This window comes from Terrabacter aeriphilus, from assembly GCF_039542985.1.
Lineage (GTDB): Bacteria > Actinomycetota > Actinomycetes > Actinomycetales > Dermatophilaceae > Terrabacter > Terrabacter aeriphilus.
Genome location: NZ_BAABIW010000014.1, coordinates 1 through 16,470, shown reverse-complemented (window position 1 = coordinate 16,470; position 16,470 = coordinate 1). Strand labels below are relative to the sequence as shown.

Genomic DNA, 16,470 nt, shown 5'->3' with positions numbered 1-16,470 from the left:
GGTCAGACGAGGACGTCGAGGCGGGTGGTGGACGGCAGGTACGCAGCGGTGCCGAGCCGATGTCGGGGCGGGTCGTCGTGCGACGCCGGGCGGGCGTGGGCCGGCGCCCCGCTCCCCCGGCCACCCGAGCCCGGGTCGCCCCCGCCCTGGCGACCCGAGACGTCGGGCTGGGGCGCGCCGTGGTCGGAGAGGTCGAGGCTCGCGCCGAGACCGGTGCCGGCGAGGTCGCGCCGCAGGTCGCCGAGCACCGCGTGCACGGCCGCTCGTCCTGCGTCGGTCGGGCAGAACAGCTCGATCCGGATGCCGTCGGTCCCGATGTGCGCGCGGACCGTCACCGACCCGAGGTGCTCCGGGGTCACCTTGAGCGTCAGCACGTGCTCGCCGGCACCGGCGGCGGCGATGGCGAGCACCGGGCGGGAGAGCTGCTCGACGACCGGTCGTGCGGTCGGACCCGCCGCGGGGGCCTGACCGGCGGCCGCGACGGCGACCGTCGCCGGCGGCGTGGCGACGACCGGCACGCCGATGGGGGCGGCGGGGGTACTCGCGCCGTCGAGGGCCGGCGCGCCGCTCGCCGGCGTGGTCGCGGTCGCCGAGGTGTCGTCCGACGTCGCGGCGGGGGCCGCGACGCCGGTGACGACGACGGGTGCGGTCGAGACGGGGGCCACTCCCCCGTGCCCGGCCGCGCGCGCACCGGCGACGGCCGTGAGCGGGCCCCGGTTCGCGTCCGCGAGGGCGGAAGCCGGTCCATCGGTCGGCGGGATCGTCTCGGCTGCAGCGGAGCCCGGCTGCGCGTCGCCCCTCTCGCCGCCAGCCCCCGACCCGGCAGCGCCGTCCGCGTCGGCGGCCGTCGAGGCGGAGGCGGCCGGGGCGGCGGCGAGGCCGGTGGTCGCCGTGGCGGACGCACCCGTCGTCGCACCCGGCGTCGTGGGCGTCGTCGTGACCGCGCCGGTGGCGCCGGCCGCGGCCGTGTCCGTCGACGCAGACACCGGGGCAGGTGCCGCGGCGGAGATCTCGGCGGAGGTCGCCGCGGCTGCGGCGGTCCCCGCGAGGGCGGCCGATGCAGCGGCAGCCGCCGTGGCGGCCTGCGCGGCGGTGGTCGGCTGCGCGACGGACGCGCCGGCCGTCGGGTCGACGGGCGCCGTGCCAGCCGCGGCGGTCGTCGAGTCGGTGGAGGCCGTCGCGTCCGCCGAGGCCGTCGCCTCCGCGGAGGACGTCGCATCGGGTCGGGCCGTCGCCGTGCTGGGACGCCTCGACGCGGCAGCGCCGGCGGGCTCGCCGCTGCGGGTCGCCCGGTCGCGAGCCGGTGCGGCCGCGGACGCCGGGGCGTCCTTCGAGGGGTGGGCGCCCTTCGCCGACGCGGGCGCTGCCGCGTCTCGGGCGGGCCCCGACGGGGTCAGGGCCGTGGCGAGGGCACGACCGAAGGCGTCGCCGTCGGCTGCGGTGCCACGGCCGGGGACCGCTGACGAGGCAGCGCCGGTGGCGCGGCCGGTGACGGCGGGGCCGACGGAGCCTGAGGGTGACATCGAGGGGGTCACCAGGACGCGCCCCTGCCGAGCTCGGAGACGATCTGGCGGGCGGTGTGCTCCCACTTGGCGTAGGCGTGGGGGAACGCCGAGCGCTGGACGGCCTGGTCGGCGGCGGCCACCGACATGCTCTGCCAGCCGGGCACCTTGGTGAGCCGGTCGAGGAACATCCGGGTCGAGGCGCGCGCGTCCATCGCCTCGGCGACGGTCCCCCACGAGAAGTGGTTGCCGTGCACCTGCTGCTGGAAGAGGCCGACGGAGTAGCCGTCGGTGCCGCGCGCCGACACGTCGGGAGCGAGCTCGCGGGAGCCGGGGACCTTGGGGTTCCAGTACATCCGGAGCGAGCTCTCCTGCAGGGCCGTCGAGATGGCGTTGACCGCCGCCTGGGCCGGCAGACCCTTGGCGCGCACCTCGTCGACGATGATCTGGGCGTAGCGGCGCTGGCTCGCGTCGAGCTTGGCCGTGGCCGGCCCCGCCGCCGCGGTGGCCCCGGCGGCCGAGACCGCAGCCGCGGCCGAGGCGCCACCCTCGGGCACGATGCGCCGGATCGCGTAGAGGTTCGAGCGCATCTCCCAGGCGTCGCGCACCTGGATCGTCTTGCCGGGCATCGGCGCGTCGATGGCCTTGCCGTCGCCGAGGTAGATGGAGATGTGCTTGCCGCCGTGGCTGATCAGCAGGTCGCCGGCCTTGGCCTGCGCCATCGACGCGACCGGGGTGCCGTGCTTCATCTGCTGCGAGACGACGCGGGGCAGGTCGATGCCGACGTCACCGAAGACGCGCTGCACGAAGCCCGAGCAGTCCATGCCCTTGCGCGGGTCGGTGCCGCCCCACACGTAGGGCACGCCGACGTACTTCTTCGCAGCGGCGGCGATGTCGGACCCGCTGACGCCGGTGGAGCCCGAGGTCGCGCCGCCGAGGGCGGCGGCCGCCCCCGTCGCACCGGTCGCACCGGTGGCACCGGTCGCGCCGGCACCGAGGGTCGCCGCGAGGGTGTCGGCGAACGCGGTCGCGCCCGCCCCGGTGCCCGTGCCCGAGGCAGAGCCCTGGGCGGTGGCGGCGACGGATGCGGCGCGCGCGGTCGCCGGCGTCTGGAAGCTCGCGAGGGTGCTCTGGATCTGCTGGATCCGCCCCATCGACTCGGTGAACGTCACGCGTCGGCCCCCCGCAGCGCCGCCCGAACGCGGGCCGTGGAGCCGAGCTCGTCGAGCACGACCTGCTCGGCGGCGAGCTCGGCGGTGTGCCGGGCCGCGACGTGCTTCGTCTCGAGCTTCTTGAGACCGAGGGTCTTGGCGCGCGCGGTGGCGAATCCCCGCTCGGCCCAGGTGCGCTCGTCGGCAGCGGTCACCGTCAGCACGTGCAGCTCGGCGAGCATGGCGCTCGAGGCGGCGCGGGCCGCGGCGATCGCCTGGAGCTCGGCGATCGTGTCGACCTCGGCCTTGATGGCGTCGGCGTCGGCGATCGCGCGGTCGGTGCGGGCCACGAGGGCCGCATGACGGGCCGTGGCCGCGCCGTAGACGGCAGCGGCCTGGTCCTCCTCGAGGCGGCGCAGCCGGAGCAGGCCGGCGAGGGAGAAGGACGTGGTCATCGCAGACCTCCCAGGGTCGTCGACAGGTCGGTGAGGGTGGCCCACGCCAGCTCGGCCGGCGTCTGGTCCTCGAGGCGCTGGGTGAGGAACGCCTCGATCTGGTCGGAGTGGTCGAGCGCGGCGTCGACGAGCGGGTTGGCCCCGCGGGTGTAGGCGCCCACGTCGATGAGGTCCTGCGCGGACCGGCGGGCCGCGAGCACCCGACGCAGCGCGGTCGCGGCCGCGGTCCGGGCGGGCGGGTTGACCTTGGTCGCGACGCGCGAGATGGAGCCGAGCACGTCGATGGGCGGGTAGTGCCCCATGACGGCCAGCTTGCGGTCGAGCACGACGTGGCCGTCGAGGATCGACCGGGCGGCGTCGGCGACGGGCTCGTTGTGGTCGTCGCCGTCGACGAGGACGGTGTAGATGCCGGTGACGGAGCCGGTGCGGGCGGTGCCGGCGCGCTCGAGCAGGCGCGCGAGCAGGGCGAACGCCGACGGCGGGTAGCCCCGGGTGGCGGGCGGCTCGCCCGCCGAGAGCCCGATCTCGCGCTGTGCCATGGCGACTCGCGTCAGGGAGTCCATCATCAGCAGCGCGTGCGCGCCCGCCGCGCGGAACGACTCGGCGACGCTCGTCGCCGTCTCGGCAGCCCGGAGGCGCATGAGGGCGGGCTCGTCGGAGGTGGCGACGACGACGACCGAGCGGGCCATGCCCTCCGGTCCGAGGTCGTCCTCGAGGAACTCGCGCACCTCACGGCCACGCTCCCCCACGAGGGCGATGACGCTGATCTCGGCCTCCGTGCCGCGGGCCACCATCGACAGGAGCGACGACTTGCCGACTCCCGAGCCGGCGAAGAGGCCGATGCGCTGTCCGCGGCCGAGGGTCACGAGCGTGTCGAGGGCGCGCACACCGGTGGCGAGCGGGGTGTCGATGCGGGCGCGCTCCATGGGCGAGGGCGCGCGGTCGTCCGCCGGCACCCGGCCGGCCACGAGCGGGCCGCGGCCGTCGATGGGCCGGCCCAGGCCGTCGAGCACGCGACCGAGCAGGCCGGCACCGGTCGGCACGCCGGCACCGGCGCGCACCGCACGCACCGGCTGGCCGACGCGCAGCCCGGCCAGCGGCCCGAACGGCATGCAGGTCAACGTCCCTCGGGCGGAGGCGACCACCTCGGCACGGGTGGGGGCCACCGTGTCCGAGGCGATGTCGATGTGGTCCCCGACGGCGCACGGCAGGCCGGCGACCTCGAGGGCGAGCCCGCGCACGGCGGTGACGGCGCCGATGCGCTCGGGCGCGGCAGCGGCCACGGCCTGCGCGAGGCCCCTCACGACCGGTCCTCGAGGAGCGCGGTGCGCGCCCGGTCGAGCGCGGAGCCGATGCGGGCGTCGAGCTCGCCGTCCGGGTAGACGGCGACCGCGTCGCCCCGTCCCAGGCTCGGGTCGGGCACCACGGTCACGCCGGTCACGCCGGACGGCTGCCCCTCGGAGGCGACGACGAGGGCGTCCTCCGGGTGCATCCGCACGGTGACGACGCCGGCCCGGTCCGGCGCCGAGAGGGCGCGCGCGAGCGCTGCGCGGGCCGCGTCCGGTGCGTCGGAGAGCTCGCGGACGAGGATCGCCTCAGCGAGGTCGACGGCGGCTGCGACGAGGTGCGCGTCGGCGTCGGCCAGCACCGGGGCGGTGCGGGCCATGAGGTGCTGCGCCGCGGCCTCGAGCGCCGCGACGGCGCGCTCCGTGCGGGCCCGGGCGGCCGCGACGACGGCGTCGTGCTCGGCGCGACGCTGCTCGTCCCGGGCCACGGCCTCGGCGGCCGCTCGGGTCAGGCCGGCCGCGTAGCCGGCGGCGTGGCCCCGGGCGTAGCCGGCGGGGTCGCCGGTCGCGTCGAGGGCCGGGAAGACGACCGCCTCGGCCGCACCGCGGGCCACCGGAGCCGTGGCGACCGCGGACGCCGTGGGGGCGGAGACGTCCAGGGCCTGCACCGCGAGCGCGACCGCGCCGTCCGCGCCGACGGTGGCGGCTGGGGTGGCGGGCACGGCGGGCACCGTCGGCCGGGCGGGGACGGTCGCGGGCGCGGGCGTGTCCCGCGCGTCGTGCAGGTCGGTGACGAGGGGCCACGTGACCCGGTGCACGGCCGGGCCGGCCGGCGCGAGCGACCGGGGCGCGAGCGAGGTGTCAGTAGACAAGGTCGTCCTCCTCGCCGCGGCGCAGGGTGATCGTCCCGGCCTCCTCGAGGTCGCGGATCGAGCGGACGATCTCGGCGCGGGCCTCCTCGACCTCCGAGGCACGCACCGGCCCGAGGGCGGCGGTCTCGGAGTCGAGGATCTCGCGGATGCGGTCGGAGATGTTGCTCGTGATGGCCTCGTGCACCGCGGGCGGCGCGCCCTTGAGGGCCCGCGCGAGCACGGCCGCGTCGAGGCCGCGGAGCACGAGCTGCACGTCCTTGCGCTCGAGCTTGACGATGTCGACGAACGTCAGCATCTTGCCGCGCACCTCGTCCGCCAGGGCGGGGTCGAGCGCGGCCAGGCCGTCGAGGACCGCGCGCTCGGTGGCGGCGTCGGAGCGGTTGATGATGTCGACGAGGGGCTGGATGCCGCCGAGGGCCCGCTGCGGGCGCGGGCCGGAGCCCACCGACGAGCCGGTGCGGGCACGCAGGTTGTCGGCGACGACGCGCACGGCCTCCGGCGTGGCCGGGCCCATCGTCGCGAGGGCGAGCGCGACGTCGGCCGCGCGCGCGGGGCCGAGGCCGGCGATGACGTGCGAGGCCTGCTCGGGGCGCAGGTGGGCCAGCACGAGGGCGATGGTCTCGGGCAGCTCGCCGTCGAGGAGCGTCACGAGCTGCGCCGGGTCGACCGTCTCGAGGAACTCGTAGGACTTGCCGGCCATGGTGGAGGTGAGCCGGTCCATGACGCCGGCGGCCCGGTTGGCCCCGAAGGAGGACTCGAGCAGCCCGGCGGCGAAGTCACGCCCACCGATCGTCGTGCGGCGCCCCGAGACGGCGATCTCGTGGAACTCCGCGATGACGTCCTCGGACAGGTCGGAGTCGACGCGGCTGAGCCGCACGATCTCCGCCGCGACGTCCTCGGCCTCGGCGTCGCTGAAGTGGCTCATCACCTTGGCGGCGGCGTCGGGGCTCATCTGCATGAGCACGATGGCGACCTTCTGCGTGCCCGTCAGGTGCGTCGTCGGGGCCGCGGTCGTGGTCAGGGTCATACCGGCTGCCGCTCGTCCATCAGGCCGCGGAGCAGCTCGGCGGTCTTCTGCGGCTCGGTCGAACCGAGCCGGTTGACCTGGGCGCGGCGGCGCTCGGCGTCGAGGGCGTCCTCGCTCGGGTCGGGCAGTGCCGGCACGGCCGTGAGGTCGGGCAGGACGGGCGTCGCCGGCACGGTCAGGGTCGGACCGCCCTCGATGGCGACGGTGTCCTCGTCGGGCAGCAGCTCGCCGTCGAGCTCGACGGGCTCGCGCACCGCACGGTGGCGCGAGCGCATCCAGAGGAAGGCGACGAGCCCGACGACGAGCAGCGCGGCACCGGCCCAGATGAGGGTCGTCGTGGTGCGGGCGCTCGCCTCCGCGGCGGCCTCGGCCTGCTGGGCGGCGAGCGCCGCCTTGGCCTGGTCGGCGGACGCCGTGCTGAAGGGCATGACCTGCATCGAGAGCACGTCGCCGCGCTTCGTGTCGATGCCGGCGGCCGCCGAGACGAGGTCGGTGAGGTTCTGGATGTTCACGGCGCGGGCCGCGGTCTGGTTGACGGCGACCGAGACCGACTGGCGCTGCAGGGCGCCCGCGGGGATGGTGCGCTCCTCGATCGTCTTGTTGACGGCGTTGTCGCGGGTGTCCTTCGTCGAGTCGTAGGTGCCGGTGCCGCCCGTGCCGCCGGGCACGGCGATGTTGTCCGGCCCGAGCACGCCCGAGGCGCCCGAGGCGCCGTTGCCGGTGTACTTCTCCGTCGTCGTCGACTGGCTGAGCGGCGCGACGCCCTTGGCGCTGCCGTAGGTCTCGGACTTCTGCTGCGCCGAGCGGGGGTCGACCTGCGGCGTCACGGCGACGGTGGCGTTGCCGGGGCCGAGCACGCGGTCGAGCACGGCCTGGACCGAGGACTCGGTGCGCTGCTGGTACTCCGTCGCCTGCTTGGCGCCGGTGCCGCTCGTGCCCACGCCGACGGCCGACAGGACGGCGCCCTGGGCGTCGACGACGGTGACGTTGGCCGGCACGAGGTCGGGCACGGCGGCCGAGGTGAGGTGCACGATGGCCTCGACGCGGTCGGTCGGCAGCGTCTGGCCGGGCAGGGTCTGCACGAAGACGGATGCCGTCGGCTTGCCCTGCTGGGCCGTGAAGACGGTCTTCTCCGGGATCGCGAGCTGCACGGTTGCGGCCTGCACGCCCTCGAGGTGGCTGATCGTCGTGGCGAGCTCGCCCTCGATAGCGCGCTTGTAGGTGACGTTCTGCTGGAACTCGGAGGTCGTGACGCCCATCTTGTCGAGGAGCGAGTAGCCCGAGGCGGGCGCCGCGGGCAGGCCCGCCGACGCGGCCTTGAGGCGCTCGTCGTAGACCTTCTCCTGGGGCACGAGCACCGTCGAGCCGCCGTCGGCGAGCTGGTAGGGCACGTTGTCCTTGCCGAGCTGCTGCACGACGGCGCTCGCGTCGGCGCTCGCCAGCCCGGTGAAGAGGGGGGCGTAGCTCGGCTGCGTGGCCCACGTCGTGAGCGCGACGCCGCCGAGCGCGAGCAGCGCGATGCCGATGGCGGCCACCGTGCGCTGGCCGACGGTGAATCCCTTGAGGGTGGTGCCGAACCGCGAGACGGCCGACGTCAGGAACGGGGGCATCAGGCCTGCATCCTCATGATCTCGTTGAAGGCCTCGACGCCCTTGTTCCGCACGGTGGCGGCGAGCTCGAGGGTCACCTGGGCGCGGGAGGCCGCGATGGTGGCGGTGTGGATGTCGTCGAGGCTGCCGGTGACGGCCTGGACGGAGAGCTGGTTCGAGGTCGACTGCAGCTGCTGGAGGTTGTCGACGGCGCCGGCGAGGCTGGCCGCGAAGCCGCCGCCGCCCGTGCCGGTCGCCGACACGGCGGACGTCGGGGCGTAGGCGCCGACGGGCCCGAGCGGACCGATGGGGGCGATGCTCATCACGGCCTGCCGATCTGCAGGGCGGCCTCGTAGATCGTCTTGGCACGGTCGACGACCTGGGCGTTCGCCTGGTAGCCGCGCTGGGCCATGATGAGCGAGCCCATCTGCTCGTTGAGGTCGATCTCCGGGTAGCGCACGTAGCCCTCGGCGTCGGCGAGGGGGTGGCCGGGCTCGTAGACGAGGCGGCCGGTGGCGTCGCCCTCACGCATGGCAGCGACGTAGACGCCCGACGTGCCGGGGCCGGCCTGCGCCTCGATGTAGCGAGCCTGGAAGGCCGGGCCGCTCGTCGCGGTGGCCGTGTTGACGTTGGCGAGGTTGTCGGCGACGGCGTCGAGCCACTTGCGGTGCACCGTCAGCGAGCTGCCCGCGATCCCGATCGCGTCGAAGGTCATGACGTCTTCATCGCGGTGCGGAGGGCCGAGAACTTGCCGTTGAGGGCCTGGCTCGCGAACTGGAACCGGAGCACGGTGTCGATGTTGGAGAGCGTCTCGGTGTCGAGGTTGACGTTGTTGCCGTTCGTCCGCGTGGGCTCCTCGGAGATCGAGGTCGACGCGGAGACGGCACCGTCACCGGCGCGCACGGAGGCGGCGAGGGCGTTCTCGAACTGCACCCGCTGGGCGTGGTAGCCCGGGGTGTTGACGTTGGCGATGTTGTCCGCAATGGCGCGCTGACGCTGGGAGAGCCCGTTGAGGGCGCTGGTCAGGGCGGCGGACGTCACGGAATCGAGCACACTTCTCCTGCATGACTCGCAAGGTGGGTGGCCGATCCGTGGCCTGACGCGGTGAGCAATCCGTGCTCGACCGGGACTATCGGCAGGGCTGGCAGATGCGTTAGCCCCGGGCGTCGACGAAGACCGGCGCCGGTGAGGGCGCGGCCGGCACGGCGTCGAGGACCGTGAGGTGGCGGGCGGCCCGGCGACGGGCCTGCTCGAGACGGCGGGCCAGCTCGACCTGCGCCGCGGCGAGGTCGTGCGCCCGTGCGGCCAGCTCGGGGGGCAGCGGGCCGAGGCCCGACGGCGGCAGCCAGGCATCGGGGACGGGGCGCAGCGCGCCCGCGTCGTCGGCGGTGACCTCGGCGTCGAGCACGCGCTGGGCGCCCGCGAGGTCGCCCTCGAGCTGGTCGAGCACGGCCTCCCAGGTCTCAGCCAAGAGCCGGCCCGCCGACCCCGACGGGAACGGCACCGTCGCGCGCGTGCTCGGCCGCGGCGTACCAGGCCTCCTGGAGCGGGGTGAGCAGCGTGATCGCCTCGCGGGTGCGGGCGACGTCGCGGTGGATGTTGGCGTTGACGAGGGCCATCCGCACGTACTCGTAGAGGGCGCGGAGGTTGTCGGCGCCGTCCCAGACGCCCGGCTTCAGGGTCGCGGAGAGCTCGATGATGATGTCCTGGGCGTGGATGAGCTGGTTGCTCGCCACTTGCCAGTCGGCGACCTCCTGCGCGGCCTGCGCGCGGTGGAGGTCGAGCAGGAGCCGGTCGTAGAGCATCGTCAGGAGGCGGGCCGGGCTGGCGGAGAGCACCGCGTCGCGGGCGTACTGCTGGCGGGCGAGGGTGGCACTGATCACCGGGGTGTCCTTACTTCGAGTTCGAGGAGGTGGTCGGCAGTCCGGCGATCTGGCTCGTGAGCCAGGTCTGCTGGGACTTGAGGGTGCCGAGGGCGGTGTCCATCGCGTTGTACATCTTGAACAGGGCCGTGCGGCGGTCGGCGAGACGCTGGTCCCAGCCGGCGACCCGGCTGCTGAGGTCGTTGACGATGGACTGGCGCCCCGCGATGAGCTGGCTGATCGAGCCGCTGGCGGGCGCCGAGGCGCTCGTGGCGGCAGCACCGACCCGGCTCGAGATCTCCTCGAGGGCGGCGCGGGTGCCGGCCCCGTCGGCCGCGAGCGCGGCGGAGAACTTGGCCTGGTCGAAGGCGATGGTGCCGTCACGCTGGATGGCGATGCCGAGCTCCGAGGGCGACCGGCCGTTGGCGGTGGGACGGTAGACGGCATCGGTGATCGACGCCGCGACCGAGCGCATCGTCGAGTTGCCCGTGAGCGCCCCGCCCGATGCGCCGGACGTCCCCGAGGAGGACGTGGTGGTCCTGACGCTCGAGTTGGCGGCGATCGTGCCGAGGAGGTCGTTGACCGCCGTCACGAGGTCGTTCGCCTGCTTGGAGATGCCGGCGGCATCGCTCGCGACGGTGATCGTCGCGGACGTGCCCACCGCGGCGGGCGTCGTCGTGACGCTGACCCCGGGCAGCAGGTCGGTGAAGGTGTTCGTCGACGACGAGACCACCTGCTCGGCGGCCGTGCCGGCGTAGAGGGTCACCTTCGCGTCCTGGGCGGTCGAGACGACCGCCGAGCCGGCTCGTGACATGAGGTCGGTCGCCGTCCCTGCCGTCACCTCGGCGGCCGAGCCTTCGTATGCCGTGAACGCGCCCTTCGCGCCGCCCTGGGCGGCGGTCAGCTGGAGGCGGTAGAGCGGGGTGCCGGAGCCGTCGGTGCCGGCGCTCACCTTGAGCGCGCGCACCGGTCCGCCGGAGGCGTTGACCGCCGAGACGACGTCGTCGAGCGACGTGCTCTTCGGGGCGACCTCGGTCGTGGCGCCGGTGCTGTCGACGAACGTCAGCCTGGCTGCGCTGCCGGCGCCGTCGGCCGGCCAGGCCGACATCGGTGCCGTGACGGCCAGCTGCGTGCGGGCGACCTGCGAGACGAGCACGTCGATGGCACCGGGACTCGCCGCGCCGGTCGCCGTCGCGGTGACGTTCTGTGCGCTCGAGGTGGCCGTCAGCAGGTTCGCGGCGTTCGGCTTGCCGGTCTTGGTGGCGAGCGTCGCGAGCGCGGCGGCCTTGGTGTTGAGCCCGCGGAGCACGCCCATCAGCTGCTCCTGCTGGCTCTGCGTCGACTTCAGCTGCTGCTGGGGCAGCGCCTCGACGGCCATGAGCGAGTTGACGATCGAGGTGATGTCGAGCCCGCTGCCGAGCCCGTTGACCGAGACTGCCACGACAGCTCCTTGCGTGAGTCCGGGGCCCGGAACCGACGCCGGGCGTGCGTGAGGAGCCCTGCCGGCGGCCGGGTGCGAGGCACCCGGCCGCCGTCAGCGCACCGGTGAGGGCTCAGCCGAGGAGCTTGAGGATGCCCTGGCCGGACTGGTTGGCCTGCGCGAGCATGGCCGTGCCGGCCTGCGAGAGGATGTTCGCCTTCGTGTAGTTGACCATCTCCGAGGCCATGTCGGTGTCGGTGATGTGCGACTGCGACGCGGCGAGGTTCTGGGCGGACACGTTGGCGATCGTCATCGCGTGGTTGATGCGGTTCTGCTGCGCACCGAGCGTCGACCGGGCCGTCGAGATGGCCGCGATCTGCGTGTCGATCGCCTTGACCGACGTGGCGGCGTTGGCCGCCGTGTCGAACGTCAGCGCGTCCACCGCGGTGGCGACGGTGGTGACGTTCGTGAGGGTGACGCCGATCTGGTCGTCGGCGGCCTCGCCACCGGCACCGATGTGCATGGTGAGGGAGGCGTTGGTGCCGTCGAGCAGCTTGATCCCGTTGAAGTTGGTGGCCCCGGCGATGCGGGTCAGCTCCTTCGCGAGGTCGCCGACCTCGGTCTTGATGGCGGTGCGGGCGTCGGCGTTGTTCGTGTCGTTACCCGCCTGGACGGCGAGGTCACGCACACGCTGCAGGATCGAGTGGACCTCGCCGAGGGCGCCGTCGGCCGACTGGACGAGGTTGATGGCGTCCTGGGCGTTGCGGGCAGCGACGCCGAAGCCGTTGACCTGGGCCCGCAGACCCTCGGACATCGTCAGGCCGGCCGCGTCGTCGGCCGCCGTGTTGATGCGCAGACCGCTCGAGAGCTTGGCCATCGAGCTCGCCATGTTGGCCGACGTGCGGTTGAGGTTCTGGTAGGCCTGCATGGCCGAGAGGTTGGTGTTGACGGTGAGACCCATTGAAGTTCCTCCATGAAGTGGTGGTGTCGTGCAAGGCCCGTCCGTGGGCCTTCAGCTGCCCCTATCGGCAGGGGCTCGGGCTGCGTTAAGTGCCGGCGGAGAAAATTCTTTTCCGGACCCTGCGCCCCCTCCGTGCTTAAGCGCCACCCACCCCTGCCGATAGTCCAGACTGCAGGTGCGAAGACGCGCACCGTTTCGTGACGTCGCTGGATGGGAGAGGGCTCGAGTGGATTCCGGAGCTCGATGGGGTGCTGACGACGGCGGGCGGACCACGGTCCACGACCTGTCGGCGCACCTGTGGCGTGAGCGCGAGCTCCTCGACCTGCTGACCTTCAAGCTCGAGGAGGAGCAGCTGCTGCTCTCCGCGGGCAGGGCCCGCTGGCTCTCCCACGCCACGCGGGAGGTCGAGCAGGTGCTCGAGCGCCTCCGCATCGCCGGCCTCGAGCGGGCCACCGCGGCCGCGGCCGTGGCGCACGACTGGGGCCTGCCGCCCGACGCGACGCTCCGCGACCTCGCGGCCGGCGCGACCGACGGCCCCTGGGCCGAGCTGCTCTCCGCGCACCTCACGGCCATGACCGACCAGGCGGCCGCCATCCGGCAGCTGCGCGACGCGAACGCCCAGTTCCTGCGCGCCGCCTCGCGCTCGACGCAGGAGACGCTGGCCACCACCGACCCCGCGCCCACGACCTACGACGCCCACGGACGGTCGGCCACCTCGGGGGACGCCCACCTGTTCGACCACTCGTTCTGACCGGAAAGGCACGATGAGCACCTTCGGCGCCCTCAACACCGCCTACCGCGGTCTGTCCGCGGCCCAGCAGGCGATGGACCTCGCCGGGCACAACGTCGCCAACGCCGGCACCGCGGGCTACACGCGCCAGCGCATCGAGCAGTCGTCCATCGGCGCCCCCGCCCCGATGGGGCTCGGCACCACGGGCGTGCAGGCCGGCCAGGGTGTCTCGGTCGACCGCATCGCCCGCCTCGGCAACGCCCTGCTCGACGCGTCGGTGCGCACGACGGCCTCCTCGGCCGGCTACACCGGCGCCCGGGCTGCGGCCTTCGACCGCATCGAGGCCAACCTCAAGGAGCCCGGCGCGTCCGGGCTGTCGGCGCAGCTGCAGGCGTTCTTCGCCGGGTGGCAGGACGTGGCCAACCGTCCCGGCGAGGCCGGCGCGACCAGCGCCCTGCTGCGCTCGGCCGGCCAGCTCGCGTCGACGCTCTCGGCGGGACGCACCGCCCTCGAGGCGCAGTGGAGCGACACGGCGGGCGACGCGCAGCAGATGGTCGCCTCGCTGAACGACGCCGCCACGCAGGTCGCCGCCCTCAACACCGACATCCGCTCGACGATCGCGCGCGGTGGCTCGGCGAACGAGATGATCGACGCGCGGGCCCGGCTCACCGAGACGATCGCGACCATCTCCGGGGCGAGCGTGCGCGACGAGCCCGACGGCACCGTGACCGTCTACCTCGGCGGCAACGCCCTCGTCCGCGGCGACCAGGCGCGCGCCGTGCAGCTCGACGGCGTCACGAGCATGTCGGCGGGCACCACCCCCCGTCTCTCCTGGACCGACCGCCCCGACCTCGAGGTCGGCCTCGACGGGGGCACGCTCGCCGGCACGCTCTCGGTGCTCGCCCCCGCGGACGCGAGCGGCGCCGGCGGCCCCATCGCCGAGGCGGCCGCCTCCTACGACGCGGTCGCGACGACCCTCGCGACCTCCGTCAACGCGGTGCACCGCACCGGGCAGACCTCGACGGGCGCGACCGGTCTCGACTTCTTCCGCCTCGACCCCACCCTGCCGGCCGCGCGCGCCCTCTCGGTCGTGCCGACCTCGGCGGCCGGCGTCGCGAACGCCGCGGCCGGCGCCGGGCCGCTCGACGGCTCGAACGCCGACGCCATCGCGCAGCTGGCCCGCCGCACCGACTCGGCCGGGGCCCGGTGGTCGGCCTTCGTGACATCGACCGGCAGCGCCAGCCGGTCTGCCACCCAGCAGGCCGGCATCGCCGAGACCTCGGCCTCCGGCGCGAAGTCGGCCCAGGCCTCCGGGGCCTCCGTCAGCCTCGACGAGGAGAGCGTGAGCCTCATCGCTTCCCAGCACGCCTACCAGGCGGCCGCCCGGGTGCTCTCGGCCATCGACGAGGCCCTCGACACGCTCATCAACCGCACCGGATCCGTAGGACGCTGATCATGCTTCGAGTCACCGACCAGACGATGTCCATGGCCGCCCAACGTGCCCTCGCCGCACGGCAGGCCCGCCTGGCCACGGCCCAGGAGGTCGCCACCTCCGGCGAGCGCATCACGCGCCCGTCCGACGACCCGACGGGAACGGGAGAGGCCATGCGGGTGCGCGCGGAGATCGCGGCGCAGAACCAGTACAAGCGCAACATCGACGACGGCACCGGTTGGCTCAACACCCTCGACGCGGCCCTCGACGGCGCCACGGGCCTGCTGCGCCAGGCCCGCGACACGGTGATCCAGGGCGCGAACGGCACGCTCAACCAGACCGCCCGCGACGCGCTCGCGACCGTCATCGACGGCGTGCGCAAGGACCTCCTCTCGGCCGCGAACACCCGCTACCTCGGCCGCAGCGTCTTCGCCGGCACGTCGGACGCGGAGGCCGCCTTCACCGACGGCACTCCCCCGACCTTCAACGGCTCGGGTGGCAGCGTCTCGCGACGGATCGGCCCCACCGACTCGGTCTCGGTCGACGCCGACGGGCAGGCGGCCTTCGGGTCCGGCGCCACGTCGGTCTTCTCCCTGCTCGACGACATCGCCGCCGACCTGCGCGCGGGCGTCGACCCGGCGCCACGGCTCGCCGCGCTCGACTCGGCCATGACCACGGTCGTCGCCACCCGCGCCGACGTGGGCACCCGGCTCGGCGTGCTCACCCGGGCGTCAGCCGCGAACACCACGGCGATCACCGCCCTCGACGCGCACCGCAGCGCGGTGGAGGACGTCGACCTCGGCAAGGCGGTCATGGACATGCAGCTCCAGCAGACCGCCTACCAGGCCGCCCTCGCCGTCACAGCCAAGGTCCTGCAGCCCAGCCTCACGGAGTTCCTGCGATGAGCACCCTCGTCTTCGAGCAGCCCCTGCCCGGCCTCGCGCCGCACACCGTCTACAACCTCGACCCGGTCGAGGGCGCCGACGGCGTCTTCAGCCTCCGGCCGACCGAGGCCCCCGACGTGCGCCTCTTCGTGCTCGACGCCTCGCTGTATGCGCCGTCCTACGCCCCCGACGTCGCCGACCACCGCGCCCAGATCGGTCTCGAGCGGGACGAGCCGGCTCGCACCCTCGTCGTCGCCACCCCCGGCGAGGCGGGCACGTCGGTCAACCTCGCCGCCCCGGTGCTCGTCAACGAGGCCGAGGGCCGAGCCGTCCAGGCGATCCTCGAGGACTGGCCGCTGCGGGCACCGCTCGGCGTCTGACCGCTCCTCCGGCGCGCGCCGGGTGGACGATGGGGGCATGACCGCACCGACGAACGCTCCGCGCGACCGGCTCGACCGACGCCCCCGCCTGCTCGTCTTCGACGTCAACGAGACGCTGTCGGACATGACCCACCTCGGCGACCGCTTCACCGAGGTCGGCGTGCCGCCCCACCTCGCCGCGTCGTGGTTCGCCGGGCTGCTGCGTGACGGCTTCGCCCTCACCGTGACCGGTGACAACCCCGCCTTCGCCGACGTGGCCCGGGCCTCGCTGCGGACCGTGCTGCACGGCAAGGCCAATGTCGAGGCGGCGACCGCGCACGTCATGGCAGGCTTCCTCGCCCTCCCGCTCCACGACGACGTCGTGGCGGGCGTGCGGGACCTCACCGCCCTCGGCATCCGGCTCGTCACGTTAAGCAACGGCTCGGCGTCGGTGGCGGAGGCGTTGCTCGAGCGCGGGGGCGTGGCCGACCGGTTCGAGCGGCTCCTCTCCGTCGAGGACGCGCCGGCGTGGAAGCCCGCGCGCGCCGCCTACGAGCACGCCCTGACGGCGTGCGGCGTCGCCACGGACGACGCCGCGCTCGTCGCGGTGCACCCGTGGGACGTGCACGGAGCCGAGGCCGCCGGGCTGGGCGGGGTCTGGCTGAACCGGACCGGGGCGCCCTACCCGGAGCCGTTCCGGGCGCCCGACCTCGTCATCTCCTCCCTGCCCGAGCTCGCGGCGCGGCTGGAGCGGCTGCCCGCGCCCTGACGCGGGCGGGGGCGTGGACCGACGGTCAACACGCGCGGCACACGCGCGGCATACGTGCGGGTGGACAGGCTGCGTGAGCGACGCGGCGTCGGTCGACGACGTCTAGCTGTACTCGGCCTGGACGTTGGTGACACGTAGGCGTTGACGATGAGGAGAACCTCCGGGTGAGGT

General features: G+C 74.5%; 19 protein-coding genes. 5 read left to right on the top strand and 14 right to left on the bottom strand.

Annotated elements, in window-relative coordinates:
- Positions 1-2 precede the first annotated feature (2 nt).
- The 14 genes from ABD979_RS09185 to ABD979_RS09120 form a co-directional block, all read right to left on the bottom strand.
- The gene (locus ABD979_RS09185; protein WP_345507170.1) at positions 3-1,535 is read right to left on the bottom strand and encodes a flagellar hook-length control protein FliK; all 1,533 of its coding nucleotides are present in this window, start codon (positions 1,533-1,535) and stop codon (positions 3-5) included.
- The gene (locus ABD979_RS09180) at positions 1,532-2,674 is read right to left on the bottom strand and encodes a C40 family peptidase (RefSeq protein ID WP_345507169.1); all 1,143 of its coding nucleotides are present in this window, start codon (positions 2,672-2,674) and stop codon (positions 1,532-1,534) included. Before ABD979_RS09180 ends, ABD979_RS09185 begins: the two co-directional genes overlap by 4 nt.
- A complete protein-coding gene (locus ABD979_RS09175) occupies positions 2,671-3,108 on the bottom strand; it encodes a hypothetical protein (protein WP_345507168.1) in 438 nt (145 codons plus the stop codon). Before ABD979_RS09175 ends, ABD979_RS09180 begins: the two co-directional genes overlap by 4 nt.
- Positions 3,105-4,412, bottom strand: coding sequence for a FliI/YscN family ATPase (locus tag ABD979_RS09170; protein WP_345507167.1), 1,308 nt, complete (start codon positions 4,410-4,412; stop codon positions 3,105-3,107). The genes ABD979_RS09175 and ABD979_RS09170 overlap by 4 nt, the downstream gene beginning before the upstream one ends.
- Positions 4,409-5,266, bottom strand: coding sequence for a FliH/SctL family protein (locus tag ABD979_RS09165; protein ID WP_345507166.1), 858 nt, complete (start codon positions 5,264-5,266; stop codon positions 4,409-4,411). The genes ABD979_RS09170 and ABD979_RS09165 overlap by 4 nt, the downstream gene beginning before the upstream one ends.
- Positions 5,256-6,293, bottom strand: a complete 1,038-nt coding sequence (gene fliG / locus ABD979_RS09160) for a flagellar motor switch protein FliG (RefSeq protein ID WP_345507165.1) — start codon at positions 6,291-6,293, stop codon at positions 5,256-5,258. The genes ABD979_RS09165 and fliG overlap by 11 nt, the downstream gene beginning before the upstream one ends.
- On the bottom strand, positions 6,290-7,903 hold the full coding sequence (gene fliF / locus ABD979_RS09155; RefSeq protein ID WP_345507164.1) for a flagellar basal-body MS-ring/collar protein FliF: 1,614 nt from the start codon (positions 7,901-7,903) through the stop codon (positions 6,290-6,292). The genes fliG and fliF overlap by 4 nt, the downstream gene beginning before the upstream one ends.
- Entirely contained in the window at positions 7,903-8,205 is a 303-nt protein-coding gene (gene fliE, locus ABD979_RS09150) for a flagellar hook-basal body complex protein FliE (RefSeq protein ID WP_345507163.1), read from the bottom strand. Before fliE ends, fliF begins: the two co-directional genes overlap by 1 nt.
- The gene (locus tag ABD979_RS09145) at positions 8,205-8,597 is read right to left on the bottom strand and encodes a flagellar basal body rod protein FlgC (protein WP_345507162.1); all 393 of its coding nucleotides are present in this window, start codon (positions 8,595-8,597) and stop codon (positions 8,205-8,207) included. Before ABD979_RS09145 ends, fliE begins: the two co-directional genes overlap by 1 nt.
- Complete coding sequence (locus ABD979_RS09140) at positions 8,594-8,935, bottom strand: flagellar basal body rod protein FlgB (RefSeq protein ID WP_345507161.1); 342 nt, start codon at positions 8,933-8,935, stop codon at positions 8,594-8,596. The genes ABD979_RS09145 and ABD979_RS09140 overlap by 4 nt, the downstream gene beginning before the upstream one ends.
- 100 nt (positions 8,936-9,035) lie before the next feature.
- Entirely contained in the window at positions 9,036-9,353 is a 318-nt protein-coding gene (locus tag ABD979_RS09135; RefSeq protein WP_345507160.1) for a hypothetical protein, read from the bottom strand.
- Entirely contained in the window at positions 9,346-9,765 is a 420-nt protein-coding gene (fliS, locus tag ABD979_RS09130; RefSeq protein ID WP_345507159.1) for a flagellar export chaperone FliS, read from the bottom strand. Before fliS ends, ABD979_RS09135 begins: the two co-directional genes overlap by 8 nt.
- 10 nt (positions 9,766-9,775) lie before the next feature.
- Positions 9,776-11,185 carry a flagellar filament capping protein FliD gene (fliD, locus tag ABD979_RS09125; protein ID WP_345507158.1) on the bottom strand — a complete coding sequence of 470 codons (1,410 nt, stop codon included), beginning with the start codon at positions 11,183-11,185 and terminating at the stop codon, positions 9,776-9,778.
- Positions 11,186-11,297: 112 nt separating this feature from the next.
- Positions 11,298-12,125 (bottom strand): flagellin N-terminal helical domain-containing protein, encoded by an 828-nt coding sequence (locus ABD979_RS09120; RefSeq protein WP_345507157.1) that lies wholly within the window; start codon positions 12,123-12,125, stop codon positions 11,298-11,300.
- A 226-nt stretch (positions 12,126-12,351) separates the two neighbouring features.
- On the opposite strand from ABD979_RS09120, the gene ABD979_RS09115 reads away from it, so the two are divergent.
- The 5 genes from ABD979_RS09115 to ABD979_RS09095 are packed head-to-tail and all read left to right on the top strand — an operon-like array spanning position 12,352 to position 16,299.
- A complete protein-coding gene (locus ABD979_RS09115) occupies positions 12,352-12,876 on the top strand; it encodes a flagellar protein FlgN (RefSeq protein WP_345507156.1) in 525 nt (174 codons plus the stop codon).
- 13 nt (positions 12,877-12,889) lie between these two features.
- On the top strand, positions 12,890-14,308 hold the full coding sequence (gene flgK, locus ABD979_RS09110; RefSeq protein WP_345507155.1) for a flagellar hook-associated protein FlgK: 1,419 nt from the start codon (positions 12,890-12,892) through the stop codon (positions 14,306-14,308).
- Positions 14,309-14,310: 2 nt separating this feature from the next.
- Entirely contained in the window at positions 14,311-15,192 is an 882-nt protein-coding gene (flgL, locus tag ABD979_RS09105) for a flagellar hook-associated protein FlgL (protein ID WP_345507154.1), read from the top strand.
- Positions 15,189-15,551: a flagellar assembly protein FliW gene (locus tag ABD979_RS09100; RefSeq protein WP_345507153.1), complete on the top strand. Its 363-nt coding sequence runs from the start codon at positions 15,189-15,191 to the stop codon at positions 15,549-15,551. Before flgL ends, ABD979_RS09100 begins: the two co-directional genes overlap by 4 nt.
- A gap of 37 nt (positions 15,552-15,588) precedes the next feature.
- Positions 15,589-16,299, top strand: a complete 711-nt coding sequence (locus tag ABD979_RS09095) for a haloacid dehalogenase type II (RefSeq protein ID WP_345507152.1) — start codon at positions 15,589-15,591, stop codon at positions 16,297-16,299.
- Positions 16,300-16,470: the final 171 nt, after the last annotated feature.

Bases quoted from the DNA above. Each gene is read 5' to 3' on its own strand.
- fliF (WP_345507164.1), bottom strand. From the start codon at position 7,903: ATGCCCCCGTTCCTGACGTCGGCCGTCTCGCGGTTCGGCACCACCCTC.
- ABD979_RS09145 (WP_345507162.1), bottom strand. From the start codon at position 8,597: ATGACCTTCGACGCGATCGGGATCGCGGGCAGCTCGCTGACGGTGCAC.
- flgL (WP_345507154.1), top strand. From the start codon at position 14,311: ATGCTTCGAGTCACCGACCAGACGATGTCCATGGCCGCCCAACGTGCC.
- ABD979_RS09100 (WP_345507153.1), top strand. From the start codon at position 15,189: ATGAGCACCCTCGTCTTCGAGCAGCCCCTGCCCGGCCTCGCGCCGCAC.
- ABD979_RS09175 (WP_345507168.1), bottom strand. From the start codon at position 3,108: ATGACCACGTCCTTCTCCCTCGCCGGCCTGCTCCGGCTGCGCCGCCTC.
- fliE (WP_345507163.1), bottom strand. From the start codon at position 8,205: ATGAGCATCGCCCCCATCGGTCCGCTCGGGCCCGTCGGCGCCTACGCC.
- ABD979_RS09095 (WP_345507152.1), top strand. From the start codon at position 15,589: ATGACCGCACCGACGAACGCTCCGCGCGACCGGCTCGACCGACGCCCC.
- fliG (WP_345507165.1), bottom strand. From the start codon at position 6,293: ATGACCCTGACCACGACCGCGGCCCCGACGACGCACCTGACGGGCACG.
- ABD979_RS09120 (WP_345507157.1), bottom strand. From the start codon at position 12,125: ATGGGTCTCACCGTCAACACCAACCTCTCGGCCATGCAGGCCTACCAG.
- flgK (WP_345507155.1), top strand. From the start codon at position 12,890: ATGAGCACCTTCGGCGCCCTCAACACCGCCTACCGCGGTCTGTCCGCG.